The organism is Streptomyces hesseae (assembly GCF_031845785.1).
GTDB lineage: Bacteria > Actinomycetota > Actinomycetes > Streptomycetales > Streptomycetaceae > Streptomyces > Streptomyces hesseae.
Genome location: NZ_JAVRFI010000010.1, coordinates 148,557 through 163,498, shown reverse-complemented (window position 1 = coordinate 163,498; position 14,942 = coordinate 148,557). Strand labels below are relative to the sequence as shown.

The 14,942-nt window shown below is 70.4% G+C and carries 13 protein-coding genes and 1 tRNA gene; 9 read left to right on the top strand and 5 right to left on the bottom strand.

Going from position 1 to position 14,942, the window contains the following annotated elements; translation table 11 throughout:
* Nucleotides 1-123: 123 nt before the first annotated feature.
* The 4 genes from RM609_RS17860 to RM609_RS17845 form a co-directional block, all read right to left on the bottom strand.
* The gene (locus RM609_RS17860) at nucleotides 124-447 is read right to left on the bottom strand and encodes a DUF8847 domain-containing protein (RefSeq protein ID WP_311612051.1); all 324 of its coding nucleotides are present in this window, start codon (nucleotides 445-447) and stop codon (nucleotides 124-126) included.
* A gap of 44 nt (nucleotides 448-491) precedes the next feature.
* On the bottom strand, nucleotides 492-1,250 hold the full coding sequence (locus RM609_RS17855; protein ID WP_311612050.1) for an AAA family ATPase: 759 nt from the start codon (nucleotides 1,248-1,250) through the stop codon (nucleotides 492-494).
* A gap of 86 nt (nucleotides 1,251-1,336) precedes the next feature.
* Complete coding sequence (locus RM609_RS17850) at nucleotides 1,337-2,059, bottom strand: TetR/AcrR family transcriptional regulator (protein WP_311612049.1); 723 nt, start codon at nucleotides 2,057-2,059, stop codon at nucleotides 1,337-1,339.
* A gap of 189 nt (nucleotides 2,060-2,248) precedes the next feature.
* Entirely contained in the window at nucleotides 2,249-3,187 is a 939-nt protein-coding gene (locus RM609_RS17845; RefSeq protein ID WP_311612047.1) for an AurF N-oxygenase family protein, read from the bottom strand.
* 233 nt (nucleotides 3,188-3,420) lie between these two features.
* Here RM609_RS17845 and RM609_RS17840 point away from each other — a divergent pair, with 233 nt between their 5' ends.
* Together RM609_RS17840 and RM609_RS17835 are read left to right on the top strand one after the other, a co-directional pair.
* Entirely contained in the window at nucleotides 3,421-4,542 is a 1,122-nt protein-coding gene (locus tag RM609_RS17840) for a ferritin-like domain-containing protein (protein WP_438828468.1), read from the top strand.
* 151 nt (nucleotides 4,543-4,693) lie between these two features.
* Nucleotides 4,694-5,563, top strand: coding sequence for a polysaccharide deacetylase family protein (locus tag RM609_RS17835; RefSeq protein WP_311612045.1), 870 nt, complete (start codon nucleotides 4,694-4,696; stop codon nucleotides 5,561-5,563).
* 76 nt (nucleotides 5,564-5,639) lie between these two features.
* Here the strand turns inward: RM609_RS17835 and RM609_RS17830 are convergent.
* Nucleotides 5,640-5,711: transfer RNA gene (locus RM609_RS17830), tRNA-Arg, on the bottom strand.
* A 129-nt stretch (nucleotides 5,712-5,840) separates the two neighbouring features.
* Between RM609_RS17830 and RM609_RS17825 the strand changes: the two genes are divergently transcribed.
* The 7 genes from RM609_RS17825 to rho all read left to right on the top strand — a co-directional run bounded on the left by RM609_RS17825 (nucleotide 5,841) and on the right by rho (nucleotide 14,887).
* Nucleotides 5,841-6,326: a response regulator gene (locus RM609_RS17825; protein ID WP_311612043.1), complete on the top strand. Its 486-nt coding sequence runs from the start codon at nucleotides 5,841-5,843 to the stop codon at nucleotides 6,324-6,326.
* Between the two features lie 44 nt (nucleotides 6,327-6,370).
* On the top strand, nucleotides 6,371-7,186 hold the full coding sequence (gene nrtL / locus RM609_RS17820; protein ID WP_311612041.1) for an ArgS-related anticodon-binding protein NrtL: 816 nt from the start codon (nucleotides 6,371-6,373) through the stop codon (nucleotides 7,184-7,186).
* 17 nt (nucleotides 7,187-7,203) lie between these two features.
* Entirely contained in the window at nucleotides 7,204-8,595 is a 1,392-nt protein-coding gene (gene lysA, locus RM609_RS17815; protein WP_311612039.1) for a diaminopimelate decarboxylase, read from the top strand.
* Between the two features lie 128 nt (nucleotides 8,596-8,723).
* On the top strand, nucleotides 8,724-10,016 hold the full coding sequence (locus tag RM609_RS17810; RefSeq protein ID WP_311612037.1) for a homoserine dehydrogenase: 1,293 nt from the start codon (nucleotides 8,724-8,726) through the stop codon (nucleotides 10,014-10,016).
* A 48-nt stretch (nucleotides 10,017-10,064) separates the two neighbouring features.
* On the top strand, nucleotides 10,065-11,156 hold the full coding sequence (thrC, locus tag RM609_RS17805; protein ID WP_311612036.1) for a threonine synthase: 1,092 nt from the start codon (nucleotides 10,065-10,067) through the stop codon (nucleotides 11,154-11,156).
* A 335-nt stretch (nucleotides 11,157-11,491) separates the two neighbouring features.
* The gene (thrB, locus tag RM609_RS17800) at nucleotides 11,492-12,406 is read left to right on the top strand and encodes a homoserine kinase (RefSeq protein WP_311612034.1); all 915 of its coding nucleotides are present in this window, start codon (nucleotides 11,492-11,494) and stop codon (nucleotides 12,404-12,406) included.
* 435 nt (nucleotides 12,407-12,841) lie between these two features.
* Nucleotides 12,842-14,887, top strand: coding sequence for a transcription termination factor Rho (gene rho, locus RM609_RS17795; protein WP_311612033.1), 2,046 nt, complete (start codon nucleotides 12,842-12,844; stop codon nucleotides 14,885-14,887).
* Nucleotides 14,888-14,942: the final 55 nt, after the last annotated feature.

Here is a 14,942-nt window from a genome sequence, read left to right as displayed (position 1 = left end):
GGCGGGCGTGATCACGCCCGGAAAGCGATCCTGCCATGGACGATATGACTAGTAGGAACGACGTGGACGAAACCGCCCAATGGGCGTCATCAGGGTCACCCGTACGTTGATCCGGCGCGGCGATCAGTCCGTGCGAGGCGGGTGGGGTTTTTGGGGTGCGTCGGATCCCTGAGGTCCCTGGGAGGGGCGGGACCAGGGCCACTTCAGCTCCACACCCGGCTTGCCCTCCGGGTCGTACGCGTACTTCCAGCCCTTGGGGAGCCCGAGGCGCCGCGTCACGGCCGCCGGCTCCCGCCGGTAGACGTACACGGTGGGGGCCGCGCCGGGCTCCTCGGCCGGGACCGGCACCTCGTACTTCTTGGGCGGCAGCCCGTTCAGCCCGAGCAGGACGTCCAGCACACGGCCGTCCAGCGGCCCGCCCTCGAAGGGCGTCTTCTCGCTTCTCACGCCACCAGTCTCCGTCAGTCTCCGTCAGGACGTGGCCGCGGCGCTCATCGGCTGCGCTCGTCGGCCGGTATGAGGTGCCGCAGATAGGCCTCCGGCTCGCTCAGATAGCGCCGCCAGTGGTCGACCAGCAGCAGATCCCGCCACTCCACGGGCTGGATGCCGTGCTCGCCCACCTCCAGGATCCGGGCGCCGGGGGTGGAGGCCAGGACGGGGGAGTGGGTGGCGCAGACGACCTGGGCGCCGGACCGCCCCAGCCGGTGCATCAGGGAGACCAGCCGCAGGCAGGACGCGAAGGACAGCGCGGCCTCCGGCTCGTCCATCACATACAGGCCCGGCTGCCGGAACATCGCCTCGAAGACCGCGAGGAAGCCCTCGCCGTGGCTCATCTCGGAGGTGTCCTCCTCCCAGTAGCCGGGCAGCCCCGAGACCGTCCCCATCAGACCGAAGGCCGTCTCCGACCGCAGGAAGAAGCCCTTCTTCCTCGTACGCGGGCCGGCCATCATGCGGGCGCCGCGCGACGTGAAGTCCAGATGGACGCGCTCGCCCAGCGCCGTCCTCGGCCGGTTGTTGCCGTACTTCCGCCCGGCACGGCCGCCCTGCGCGTCCAGCCCGAACCCCTCGGCTATCGCCTCGACGATCGTCGACTTCCCGGAGCCGTTCTCCCCGACGAGGAAGGTGACGGGCGCGTCGAAGACGATCCCGCCGGCCAGCAGCTCCTTCACACAGGGCACCGACCAGGGCCAGGCGTCCGCCCCGTCGTCACCGACGAGCTCGGGCGGTACGTAAGCGCGGTTCACGAGCATGCGTACGAGCGTAGGGGCGGGGTCTGACAACGGGCCGGAGTCCGGTCGTCGGCGCAGGCCGGAGACGGATCAAAGGAGGTGACCGGTCAAAGAAGGTGACCGGCGTCCTCCAGCAGGGGGAGCACCCGGCGGGCGAGGTCGCCCGCCGGCCCGTCGGCCGGCTCCCGGGACAGCGCCGAGCGGGCCACCGAGGCGACCTGGGGGTCGCTCGCGCCCGTCGTCACGAGCAGGGCTACGAAGTGGTCGACCAGCCAGTCGCGCAGCTCGCCCGGCGGGGGCCGCTTCCCCTCGTCCAGCCAGATCAGCGAGGCGGCCTCGACCGCCGTGATCCACATGCGCACCATGGTGCGCAGCCGCACCCCCGGCTCGGCCACGGACAGGTGCTTGATGATCTGCGCGACGGCGGCCCGGCGCACCTCGTCGACGATGGCGCCCGTCCGCGAGGTCTCCGCGACGCTGCCGCCCTGGAGCAGGGCGGCGAAGCCCGCGTCGTGCTCGTCGACGAAGGCGAGGTAGCGGTCGAGGACCGCGGAGAGCCGACCCGTGAGCGGGCCGGTCTCGGGCTCGGCGAAGCACAGCTCGAGCTCGTCGGCCGCGCTGCGCAGGGCCGCCTCGTACAACTGCTGCTTGCCGCCGGGGAAGTAGCGGTAGACCAGCGGGCGGGAGACCTTGGCGGCGGCCGCGACGTCGTCGAGCGAGACGTCCTCGGGCACGCGGTGGGCGAACAGGCGGAGAGCGGTGGCGATCAGCTGGGCGCGGCGCTCGGCGACGCCGAGCCTGCGGTAGGAGGTGGTTCCGCTGCCGGTCATGGATCGCAGCGTAACGGGCCGGACTCCGGCGGCAGAGGGCGTCAGGGGTCAGGCCAGCAGCCCGGAGCTGCGCCAGAGCCGCCGCCCGGCGCCGCGCAGCAGCCCGATGTCGTCCAGGCTGTTTCGATGTGCGGCTCCGCCGCGTGGCCGTCAGGCGTATGCCGCCCGGCGCGGTCGGTGGCCAAAGGGTCAGGCCAGCAGCCCGGAGCTGCGCCAGAGCCGCCGCCCGGCGCCGCGCAGCAGCCCGATGTCGTCCAGGAAGCCCGTCAGGCGCTCGGCGCCGGCCCGCATCACCTCGCGGCGGTGGCCGCTGGCCCGGACCTGGGCCACGGCCTCGCGGCGGTCCAGTCCCACGTTCGTGTAGACCTGCGGGTTGATGAACGCGGCCGTGAAGACGCGGGCCGCCTCGCCCGTGCTCACGCGCGTCAGCTCCGCCTCCCAGCGCGGGCACGTGGCCATCTGCCGCCGCAGCTCCTCCCGCGCGTAGCGGACGTGGCGGGCCTCCTCGACGACGTGGATGCGGGTGACGCCGCGGACGAGCGTCTGGACGCGCTCGTCGGGGAAGGTCAGCCGCTGCATGTGGTCGAGGATCTCCTCGCCCAGCAGGGTGGAGGCGAAGGAACCCGGTGTGGTGGAGACGGTCTTGAGGACCCGGGCGAGGTTGTGGTGGCGGCGGGCGACGGGGTAGGCGGGGGCGCCGACCTTGTCGATCATCCGGGCGAACATCTTCGAGTGCCGGCACTCGTCGGCGATCTCGGTCAGCGCGTAGTGGACGTGAGAGCTGGTCACGGGCTTGTCGTAGACGTGACGGACCAGCAGCTGCATCAGGATGATCTCGAACCAGATGCCGAGGGAGGCGAGCGAGGCTATCTCGTGCCGGGAGAGGTCCATCCGCTGCTCCTCCGGCATCCGCCGCCACAGCGGGGTGCCGTAGAGGGAGACCAGCTCCGGCGGGCAGTACCACTTGCCGGGCTCCAGGGGCGCGGCCCAGTCGAGGTCGGTGTCGGGGTCGAAGGAGTGCCGGGCGGAGGACTCGAGCAGCCGCTGGGCGACCCGCTCACGGTCCTTGAGCGGGCCGAGCGCGTCGCGGGCGCCGGGGACACCGCTGGTATCGGGGACGGTCGCCATGACGGAAGCCACCTCATCGTCGGACTGGAGCGTGCTCTCTGGACTTCGGACTACCGGCGGTACGCCCTTATGAGACTACTTGTCAGCAAGCCCGTCAAGGCTTCTCGTGGACCCCTCGAACGGCTCATTGACCCTGCGGTAACCCCGTGTGAGCCTTCAGAAGAGCCAGAAGAGTCATATGACCTGCTCAAGGGTTACACCTGCTCAAGAGATACACCTGCCCAACAGTGCTGATGAGCAAGGGACAGGAGGCGTCCACGATGACGCGCGACCTCTACCGCCACGACCCCGGCCCGTCCGTCTGGGAGGTCCCCGCGACGGGGGCGGCACGCTTCAGCTGGGACTACGACGAGGGCCGCGAACGGCTACTGGCCCTCTACCAGAAGGGCAAGGACAAGCAGTGGGACGGCACCAAGCGCGTCGACTGGGACCTGGAGGTCGACCCGTACGACCCGCTCGGCGTGCCCGACGAGAACCTCGTCGTCTACGGGACGCCCTACTGGGACAAGATGAGCGAGCACAACAGGCGTGATCTGCGCCGCCATTACGCCTCCTGGAACTTCAGCCAGTTCCTCCACGGCGAACAGGGGGCGCTGGTGTGCGCGACCCGCATCGTGGAGGCCGTCCCCGACCTGGACGCGAAGTTCTACGCCGCCACCCAGGCGATGGACGAGGCGCGACATGTGGAGATCTACAGCCGTTTCCTGCACGAGAAGATCGGCATGATCTACCCCGTCAACCCCAGCCTCCGCTCGCTGCTGGAGGACACCCTGCGGGACTCCCGCTGGGACATGCCCTCGCTGGGGATGCAGGTACTGATCGAAGGGCTCGCCCTCGCGGCCTTCGGAATGCTGCGCGACTCGACGGAGAAGCCGCTGCCGAAACAGATCCTCGCCTACGTCATGCAGGACGAGGCCCGGCATGTGGCCTTCGGTCGTATGGCGCTGCGCGAGTACTACAAACAGCTTTCCGATGCCGAATTGCGCGATCGCGAGGAATTCGTCATCGAGGGCTGCTACCTGATGCGCGACCGGCTGCGCGGCGAGGAGGTCCTCGCCGACTTCGGCGTGCCGGCGGCGGACGCGGTGGAGCTGAGCGAGCGCTCCGAATTCCTCCAGATCTTCCGGAAGTTGCTGTTCAGTCGCATTGTGCCGTGTGTGAAGGACATCGGCCTGTGGGGCGAGAGGCTCCAGCGTGCCTACGCGGACATGGGGGTGTTCGAGATGGGCGACGCCAGCCTCGACCAACTCATGGCCCAGGACGAGGAGATCGCCGAACAACTCGACGCCCGACGCTTCGCGGCGGAGGAAGCAGCCCGTACGGAAGAGGTCACCCGGACGATCGCGGAAGGGTAACGGTAGTGGGGCTGCCGGGAACTTTACAGAGGAGCCGTGCCTGTCCTGTCTGAATTCTGTGAGCGATGCCGTGTTACGGAACGCTTTGCGGTACATCGCCGTCCTACGCGGGCAGGAATGGACTCAGCTGCGCGAGGGGGTGTGGGAAGTCATGACACGATTGACGGCCCGTAGGCGGCATCTGGTGATCGCGGCGGGAGGGTTGATCGCCATCGCGGGGGTGATATCGGGCACCGTGGCCGTGGCCACCGAGGGCTCGGGGAGCTCCCGGGGTGAGGAAACGATCGCCCAGGGCCCGACGCCGGCCCCGGACAAGGCCCCGGGCAAGTCCCCGGACGGCAAGGGCGGCACCCCGACCCCACCGACCACACCGGGCGCACCCGCCACGCCCACCTCGAACGCGGGCCGTGTCTCCCCGGAGATCGTCCACGAGGCGGAGACCGGCGGAAAGGTCGTGGCCCTGACCATCGACGACGGCCCCGACCCCAAGTGGACCCCGAAGGTCCTGGAACTGCTGAAGAAGTCCGGCATCAAGGCCACCTTCTGCATGATCGGCCCCCAGGCCAAGGCCCGCCCCGACCTCGTCAAACAGGTCATCGCCGACGGCCACCGCCTCTGCGACCACTCCGTCGACCACAACACCGCCATGGACAAACGGTCCGAGGACTACCAGAAGCAGCAGATCCTCGGCGCCAAGAAAATGATCGAGGACGCGGCCGGCGGCGGCCCTGCCGGAACGATCCCCTACTACCGCGCCCCCGGCGGCGCCTTCACCCCGTACAGCCGCCACCTGGCCGCCGACAACGGCATGCGCCCACTCGGCTGGGACGTCGACACCCGGGACTGGCAACGCCCGGGCGTCGACCGCATCATGGAAAACATCAAACGCGAACTCCCCAACGGCCCCATCATCCTCTTCCACGACGGCGGCGGAGACCGCAGCCAGAGCGTCGAGGCCCTGGCCCGCTGCATCGACTGGCTGAAGGGCGAGGGCTACGGCTTCGGGTTCCCGAAGGTGTGACCGTTGTGACCGCATGAAAAAGACCCCGCATCCAGCGAAACGCTGGCGGCGGGGTCTTCCGGCACTTCTTGCGAAGTGCCCCCGGCAGGATTCGAACCTGCGCACACGGCTCCGGAGGCCGTTGCTCTATCCCCTGAGCTACGGGGGCGTGTCGGCCGATTCGCGGTCTCGCTCGCGGCGACGGGTAGAACACTACCAGCTCCGGGAGGGTGCCCGGCAACCTTGATCGAAAAGGGGTGGGGGCAGGGGGCCGGGAGGTCGCTCGGGAGGGGTGGAAGTGGGGAAAACCCGGACGCGGGGTCGGGGGCGCGCCTACTCTCGGGGTGTGCCTGGCTTGTCCGGCCGGGTCCTTGTTGTGGACGACAACAAGGTCATCCGGCAGTTGATCAGGGTCAACCTCGAGCTGGAGGGCTTTGAGGTCGTGACCGCGGCCGATGGTGCCGAGTGTCTGGAGATCGTGCACCGGGTGCGTCCCGATGCGGTGACCCTGGATGTCGTGATGCCCCGGCTCGACGGGCTGAACACGGCCGCTCGGCTGCGCGCCGACGTGCGGACCAGGGACATCCCGATCGCGATCATCAGCGCCTGCACCCCCTATGAGATCGAGAGCGGCTGGTCCGCCGGGGCGGACGCGTTTCTGCCCAAGCCGTTCGAGCCGGCGGAGATGGTGCGGCTCGTGCGGAGGCTGGTGGGATGGCCGGAGGGGGAGGGGGCGGAGGGGGCGACGGGGGACGCCGAGCCCGTCGTCCGTCCCGCAGGGTGAAACCGGTTCGCGGAGTGCCGCACCTTCTCCCCTAGGCTGGCCTTGTGACCCCCGCCGATCTCTCCCGCACCGTGTTGCACACCGTGCGCCGCGCCGTCGAGGAGGACGAGCTGCGCGCGCCCGTGCCGGAGCGGGTCAGTGTGCGGGTGCCCCCTCACCCCGGCTGCGGGGACTACGCCACCAACGTCGCGCTCCAGCTCGCCAAGGGCGGCGACCGTCCCGCCCGCGAGATCGCCGAAGTACTGCGGCGCCGGCTCGTCGCACGGCCCGGTATCGCCCGCGTCGACATCGCCGGGCCCGGCTTCCTCAACATCACCCTTGATGGCGCCTCCGGTGAGGAGATCGTCCGGGAGGTGTTGGGGGCGGAGATTCGCGGGGATGCGCTGCCTTTGCGGCCCCGAGCCGTAGATGTCGAGCGGCTTGGGAGTGATGCCGCCCGGTGGAGTCTGCTCTCTCCCCCCGGCCTCGACCGGTCCCTGCTGCTCGTGCAGAAGGACAGCAATCCGCTCTTCCGGGTCCGGTATGCCCATGCCCGGAGCCGGGCCTTGGTGCGTAACGCCCGTGATCTCGGGTTCCACTCGCTCGTGGGGCCGCTCGACGACCGTGCCGACACGCTCCTCGGCGCCCTCGCCGACCACTCCCGCGTCAGCGCCGCCCGCGCCCCCGACCGGCTCGCCCGGCATCTTGAGCGGACCGCCGACGCCTTCCTGAAATGGCAGGCCATCTGCCCCGTCCTGCCCCGCGGCGACGAGAAACCCTTGGCCGTTCACCGCGCCCGCCTGGCCCTCGCCGAGGCCACGGGCAAGGTGCTGGCCAACGGCCTGACCCAGCTCGGCATCACCGCACCCGCACACCTGTAACAAGGGGATCGCCAGTCATGAGTCGTTCCGCCCACCCCGCCGGGCCCCGCTACGCCGACGTCCTTCCCGAGGGGCACTACGTCGCCCCGCCCACCGATCTCAACGAGCTCGACCCCCGCGTCTGGTCCCGGACCGTCGCCCGTGGCGACGACGGCGTCGTCGCCGTCGGCGGGATGGACGTCAAGCGGCTCGCCGAGGAGTTCGGCACGCCCGCCTACGTCCTCGACGAGGACGACTTCCGGGCGCGGTGCCGTGCCTGGCGGGACGCCTTCGGGACCGATGCCGACGTCTTCTACGCGGGGAAGGCGTTTCTCTCCCGCGCGGTCGTCCGCTGGCTGCACGAGGAGGACCTCAACCTCGACGTCTGCTCCGGCGGCGAGCTCCTCACCGCCCTCGACGCCGGGATGCCCGCCGAGCGCATCGCCCTCCACGGCAACAACAAGTCCACCGACGAGATCACCCGCGCCGTCGAGGCCGGCGTGGGGCGGATCGTCGTCGACTCCTTCCAGGAGATCGCGCGCGTCGCGCACATCGCCGAGCGGCTCGGGAAGCGCCAGCGCGTACTGATCCGGGTGACGGTCGGCGTCGAGGCGCACACCCACGAGTTCATCGCCACCGCCCACGAGGACCAGAAGTTCGGGCTCCCGCTGGCGGGCGGGCAGGCCGCGGAGGCCGTGCGCAGGGCGCTCAAGCTCGACGGACTGGAGCTCCTCGGCATCCACTCCCACATCGGCTCGCAGATCTTCGACACCTCCGGCTTCGAGGTCGCGGCCCACCGCGTCATCGGGCTCCTGAGGCAGATCCGCGACGAGCACGGCGTCGAACTGCCCGAGATCGACCTCGGCGGCGGCCTCGGCATCGCCTACACCTCCGACGACGACCCGAGCGAGCCCCACCAGATCGCCACCGCCCTGCGCGAGATCGTCACCCGTGAGTGCGCCGCCGCCGGCCTCGCCGTGCCGCGGATCTCCGTCGAGCCCGGGCGCGCCATCGTCGGCCCCACCGCCTTCACGCTCTACGAGGTGGGCACCACAAAGGAACTGCCCGGACTGCGGACGTACGTCAGCGTCGACGGCGGGATGTCCGACAACATCCGCACCGCGCTCTACGACGCCGACTACTCCGTCGCCCTGGTCTCCCGCGCCTCCACCGCCGAACCGATGCTCACGCGCGTCGTCGGCAAGCACTGCGAGAGCGGCGACATCGTCGTACGGGACGCCTTCCTCCCCGCCGACGTGGCCCCCGGCGACCTGCTCGCCGTGCCCGCCACCGGCGCCTACTGCCGCTCCATGGCGAGCAACTACAACCACGCGCTGCGCCCTCCGGTCGTCGCCGTACGGGACGGCGCGGCGCGAGTGATCGTCCGACGGGAGACGGAGGAGGACCTCCTCCGCCTCGACGTCGGCTGACGGAAAATACGGAAACAGAAGAACAAAATCCTTGGTGAAATCGGTCTCGGATGCTGGACGGGGAGGAATTCCCCGTCCAGTGGGTGAGACTGTGGGTCAACCAAAGGTGTACTGAGAAACGAGGTCGGATGATGCGTACGCGTCCGCTGAAGGTGGCGCTGCTGGGCTGTGGAGTCGTCGGCTCTGAGGTGACGCGCATCATGACGACGCACGCGGACGACCTCACGCAGCGCATCGGTGCGCCCGTCGAGCTCGTCGGAATCGCCGTGCGGCGCCCCGACCGGGTGCGCGAGGGCGTACCTCAGGAGCTGATCACCACCGATGCCACCGCCCTCGTCAAACGCGGCGACATCGACGTCGTCATCGAGGTCATCGGCGGCATCGAGCCCGCGCGCTCCCTGATCACCACCGCCTTCGAGCACGGCGCCAGCGTCGTCTCCGCCAACAAGGCGCTGCTCGCGCAGGACGGCGCCGCCCTCCACGCCGCCGCCGAGCGGCACGGCGTGGACCTCTATTACGAGGCCGCCGTCGCCGGCGCCATTCCGCTGGTCCGGCCGCTGCGCGAGTCCCTCGCCGGCGACCGGGTCAACCGGGTGCTCGGCATCGTCAACGGCACCACCAACTTCATCCTCGACAAGATGGACTCGAGCGGCGCGGGCTACTCCGAGGCGCTCGACGAGGCCACCGCGCTCGGCTACGCCGAGGCCGACCCGACCGCCGACGTCGAGGGCTTCGACGCCGCCGCGAAGGCCGCGATCCTCGCCGGCATCGCCTTCCACACCCGGGTGCGGCTGGACGACGTCCATCGCGAGGGAATGACGGAGGTCACCGCCGCGGACTTCGCTTCCGCGAAGCAGATGGGCTGCACCATCAAGCTCCTCGCCATCTGCGAGCGGGCCGCCGACGGCCGCTCCGTCAGCGCCCGCGTCCACCCGGCGATGATCCCGCTGACCCACCCGCTGGCGTCGGTGCGCGAGGCGTACAACGCGGTCTTCATCGAGGCGGACGCGGCCGGCCAGCTGATGTTCTACGGCCCGGGCGCGGGCGGCGCGCCGACCGCCTCCGCCGTCCTCGGCGACCTCGTCGCCGTCTGCCGCAACAAGGTCGCCGAGGCCACCGGCCCCGGCGAGTCCGCCTATACGCGCCTGCCGGTGTCCGCCATGGGCGAGGTGGTCACCCGCTACCACATCAGCCTCGATGTGGCCGACAAGCCGGGTGTGCTGGCCCAGGTCGCCACGGTCTTCGCCGAGCACGGCGTCTCCATCGACACGGTTCGCCAGCAGGGCAAGGACGGCGAGGCCTCCCTCGTCGTCGTCACGCACCGGGCCTCCGACGCGGCCCTGTCCTCCACGGTCGAAGCCCTCCGCAAGCTGGACACGGTCCGTGACGTGGCCAGCATCATGCGGGTCGAGGGTGAGTAAGGCGAGTAAGGCGTCAGGCGAAGCAGGGAACAAGGGATAACGAGAGCAATGTCTGCCAACATCAGCCGTCCCGCCGCCTCCGGCACCCACCAGTGGCGCGGCATCATCGAGGAATACCGCGACCGTCTTCCGGTCACCGCCGACACCCCGGTCGTCACCCTGCGGGAGGGCGGCACGCCGCTCGTCCCCGCCCAGGTGCTCTCCGAGCGCACGGGATGCGAGGTCCACCTCAAGGTCGAGGGCGCCAACCCCACCGGGTCCTTCAAGGACCGGGGCATGACCATGGCCATCACCCGGGCGAAGGAAGAGGGAGCGCGCGCGGTCATCTGCGCCTCCACGGGCAACACCTCCGCCTCGGCCGCCGCCTACGCCGTACGGGCCGGGATGGTCTGCGCCGTGCTCGTACCCCAGGGCAAGATCGCCCTGGGCAAGATGGGCCAGGCGCTCGTGCACGGCGCCCGCATCCTCCAGGTCGACGGCAACTTCGACGACTGTCTGACGCTGGCGCGCGGGCTGTCCGAGAACTACCCCGTGGCGCTGGTGAATTCGGTCAACCCGGTGCGTATCGAGGGGCAGAAGACGGCCGCGTTCGAGATTGTGGACGCGCTGGGTGACGCGCCCGACATTCACGTGCTTCCTGTGGGCAACGCGGGGAACATCACCGCCTACTGGCGCGGCTACCGCGAGTACGCCGCCGACAAGGTCTCGACCCACAACCCCCGGATGTGGGGATTCCAGGCTTCCGGTTCCGCGCCGATCGTGCGGGGCGAGCCGGTGCGGGACCCCCACACCATCGCCACCGCGATCCGGATCGGCAACCCGGCGTCCTGGGAGTACGCGGAGGCCGCCCGGGACGAGTCGGGCGGGCTGATCGATGAAGTGACCGACCGACAGATTCTTGCCGCTTACCGGCTGTTGGCCTCTCAGGAGGGGGTCTTCGTCGAGCCGGCGTCGGCCGCCAGCGTGGCAGGTCTGCTGAAGGCTGCCGAGCTCGGGCTCGTGGATCCGGGGCAGAAGATTGTCTGTACGGTCACCGGGAATGGGCTCAAGGATCCTGATTGGGCTGTGGCGGGGGCGCCCCAGCCGCTTACCGTTCCGGTGGATGCCGGGGTTGCTGCGCGGGAGCTTGGGCTCGTCTGACCGTTGCCGGGTGCCGCCCGGTGGGGCGGAACGGGGTGGGTGCACGTCCGTGGTCCGGTTGCGCCCACCCTCCCCCAGCTACCGCTGGGAGGTGCCCCCAGCCCTGCGGAACGATTGCCCACACCCTGTGCAAAGCCGACAGATGCACAGGTAGCAGTGCGACACGCATCGTGCGCCTCCTGTGCGCCCTATGTCGCCACTGAACCTTCCTTCGATAGGCTGTGTTCACTCCGCCCCGTCGCTGACCGTGCCGTCCCCACGCGGTATCGCCGTCGCGGCCTTTGCGGATGTCGCATGTCATCAACCACGGTTACACCAAGGAGAGTCATCGAGCGATGGCCGGTCCCGCCTTCCGCGCCGCCGCCGTCCGAGTGCGCACCCCCGCCACCAGCGCCAATCTCGGTCCCGGCTTCGACGCCCTCGGCCTGTCCCTGAACCTCTACGACGATGTCGTGGTCCGGGTGGCGGAATCGGGGCTGCACATCGATATCGCCGGCGAGGGTGCCGACACCCTCCCGCGCGACGAGAGCCACCTGCTCGTACGGTCCTTGCGCACCACCTTCGACCTGCTCGGCGGCCAGCCGCGCGGGCTGGAGGTCGTCTGCGCCAACCGCATTCCGCACGGCCGGGGTCTCGGCTCCTCCTCCGCCGCCATCTGCGCGGGCATCGTCGCCGCCCGCGCGGTGACCATAGGCGGGGCCGAGAAGCTCGACGACGCGGCCATGCTGGAGCTGGCCACCGAGATCGAGGGCCACCCCGACAACGTCGCGGCCTGTCTGATGGGCGGGTTCACCCTCGCCTGGATGGAGTCGGGGGTGGCGCGGGCCATTCGGATGGACCCGGCGGATTCCATCGTTCCGGTGGTCTTCGTGCCGTCGGCGGCAGTACTCACCGAGACCGCGCGCGGCCTGCTGCCGCGCAGCGTTCCCCATGTGGACGCGGCCGCCAACGCCGGGCGTGCCGCTCTGCTCGTCGAGGCCCTGACCAGGCGTCCCGAGCTGCTGCTGCCGGCCACCGAGGACCGGCTCCACCAGGACTACCGCGCTCCGGCGATGCCGGAGAGCGTGGCCCTGGTCAACCGACTGCGGGCGGACGGCGTCCCCGCGGTCATCTCCGGCGCGGGCCCCACGGTGCTCGCGCTGGTCGAGGACGGTGCGGCCGACAAGGTCGCACGGCTGGCGGGCGAGGGATGGGCGGCGAACCGCCTGGCCCTCGACTCCGGGGGGACGAGCGTGCTGCCGCTCGCCTGACCAGCGGTGCCCGGGGTGTCCAGGGGGTGCCCCGGGCCAGGAAAAAAACACGATTGCCGGTCTTGGAGAGGGGGAATGTTTGTGGGATCCGGTAGTGTTAACCTCAAGTCTGCACCCGAAGCCACATCGGCTCGGTGCTCTGTGTCCCGATCAGGGACCGCTTTTCTTCCGGGAGCCTCCCCAACTGCCTGAGCAGCCTGCCTGAGCAGTTTCGAGCACGCTCCGGAATCGGCGTGGGCGACATGAGTGAAGCGTTATGTCGTGCCCTTCCCTCATTTCTTCACGCCGACAGCAACGCACTGATTTTTTCTTCCGCCGTGACAAAGCGGCGAACCACCGCCCCGGCCCGGTCCGCACGCAAGGACCGCAGCCGGACAGCACAACCGGTCGCCGAGCCAAGACAGGCCGACGCCCGCTCCAGGGAAGGACCCCTTCGTGAGCGACACCACCGATCTGATGGGCGTGAACGCCGACAGCTCCGTCGGCAATGCCTCCGCGCCCGCCACGGACGCTCCCGCCGCGTCCGCCACCGGTGCTGCCACCGCCCCCAAGCGGCGCCGCTCGGGCACCGGCCTCGACGCCATGGTCCTGGCCGAGCTCCAGCAGCTCGCTTCCGGCCTCGGCATCAAGGGCACCGCGCGGATGCGCAAAGGCCAGCTGATCGAGGTCATCAAGGAGAAGCAGGCCGGTGGCGGCGCCGCCGCGCCGGCCAAGACCGAGCCCGCCGCTGCCGCCGAGGCCAAGCCGAAGCGCCGTGCGACCTCCCGGGCCCGTACGGGCGAGGCCGCGGCCGAGAAGCCCGCCGAGAAGGCTGCCCAGCAGCAGATCGAGATCCCGGGCCAGCCGGCCGGGGACGAGGCCCCGGCCGGTGAGCGTCGCCGTCGGCGCGCCACCGCCCCCGCGGGCAGCCCCGAGCAGGCCGCTGCCGAGGCCCGTACCGAGGCCAAGGCCGAGGTCCGCGTCGAGGAGCGCGCCGAGGCCAAGGCCGAGGCCGCCGTCGACACCGCCGAGGGCAAGTCCGCCAAGGGCGAGCGCCAGGACCGCGCCGAGCGCGGCCAGAAGGGCGAGCGCCGGGAACGTGGCGAGCGGGGCGAGCGCGGTGAGCGTGGCGAGCGCCGTGAGCGCGACCGCCGCGGCAACCGCGACGGCGACGCCGGCCAGCAGGGCGCGGGCCGTCAGCAGCAGCAGCAGCGCGGCGACCGTGCCCCCCAGGGCGGCCCGCAGGACGAGGACGACTTCGACGGCGGCCGCCGTGGCCGTCGCGGCCGCTACCGCGACCGTCGCGGCCGTCGTGGCCGTGAGGAGTTCGGCCCCGGCGAGCCGCAGGTCGCCGACGACGATGTGCTGATCCCCGTCGCGGGCATCCTCGACATCCTCGACAACTACGCCTTCATCCGGACCTCCGGCTACCTGCCGGGCCCGAACGACGTCTACGTCTCCCTGGCCCAGGTCCGCAAGAACGGCCTGCGCAAGGGCGACCACGTCACCGGCGCGGTCCGTCAGCCCAAGGACGGCGAGCGGCGTGAGAAGTTCAACGCGCTCGTCCGCCTGGACTCGGTCAACGGCATGGCGCCCGAGACCGGCCGCGGCCGTCCCGAGTTCGGCAAGCTCACCCCGCTCTACCCGCAGGACCGGATGCGGCTGGAGACGGACCCGGGCGTGCTGACGACCCGCATCATCGACCTGGTCGCCCCCATCGGCAAGGGCCAGCGCGGTCTGATCGTGGCCCCGCCGAAGACCGGTAAGACCATGATCATGCAGGCGATCGCCAACGCGATCACCACCAACAACCCCGAGTGCCACCTGATGGTCGTCCTGGTCGACGAGCGTCCGGAAGAGGTCACCGACATGCAGCGGTCGGTCAAGGGCGAGGTCATCTCCTCGACCTTCGACCGCCCGGCCGAGGACCACACCACCGTCGCCGAGCTGGCCATCGAGCGCGCCAAGCGCCTCGTGGAGCTGGGTCACGACGTGGTCGTCCTGCTGGACTCGATCACCCGTCTGGGCCGCGCCTACAACCTGGCCGCCCCTGCCTCGGGCCGCATCCTGTCCGGTGGTGTCGACTCCACGGCGCTCTACCCGCCGAAGAAGTTCTTCGGTGCCGCGCGCAACATCGAGGACGGCGGCTCGCTGACCATCCTGGCCACCGCGCTGGTCGAGACCGGCTCGCGGATGGACGAGGTGATCTTCGAGGAGTTCAAGGGCACCGGCAACATGGAGCTCAAGCTCGACCGGAAGCTCTCGGACAAGCGCATCTTCCCGGCCGTGGACGTGGACGCCTCCAGCACCCGCAAGGAGGAGATCCTGCTGGGCGGCGAGGAGCTGGCCATCGTCTGGAAGCTCCGCCGGGTGCTGCACGCGCTGGACTCGCAGCAGGCCATCGAGCTGCTCCTCGACAAGATGAAGCAGACGAAGTCCAACGCCGAGTTCCTGATGCAGATCGCGAAGACCACGCCCTCCTCGGGCAACGGCAACGACTGATCCACGGCGACCGCCGGCAGGGCCCCTCAGGCCCGCGAAACCTCCCCCGTCACCT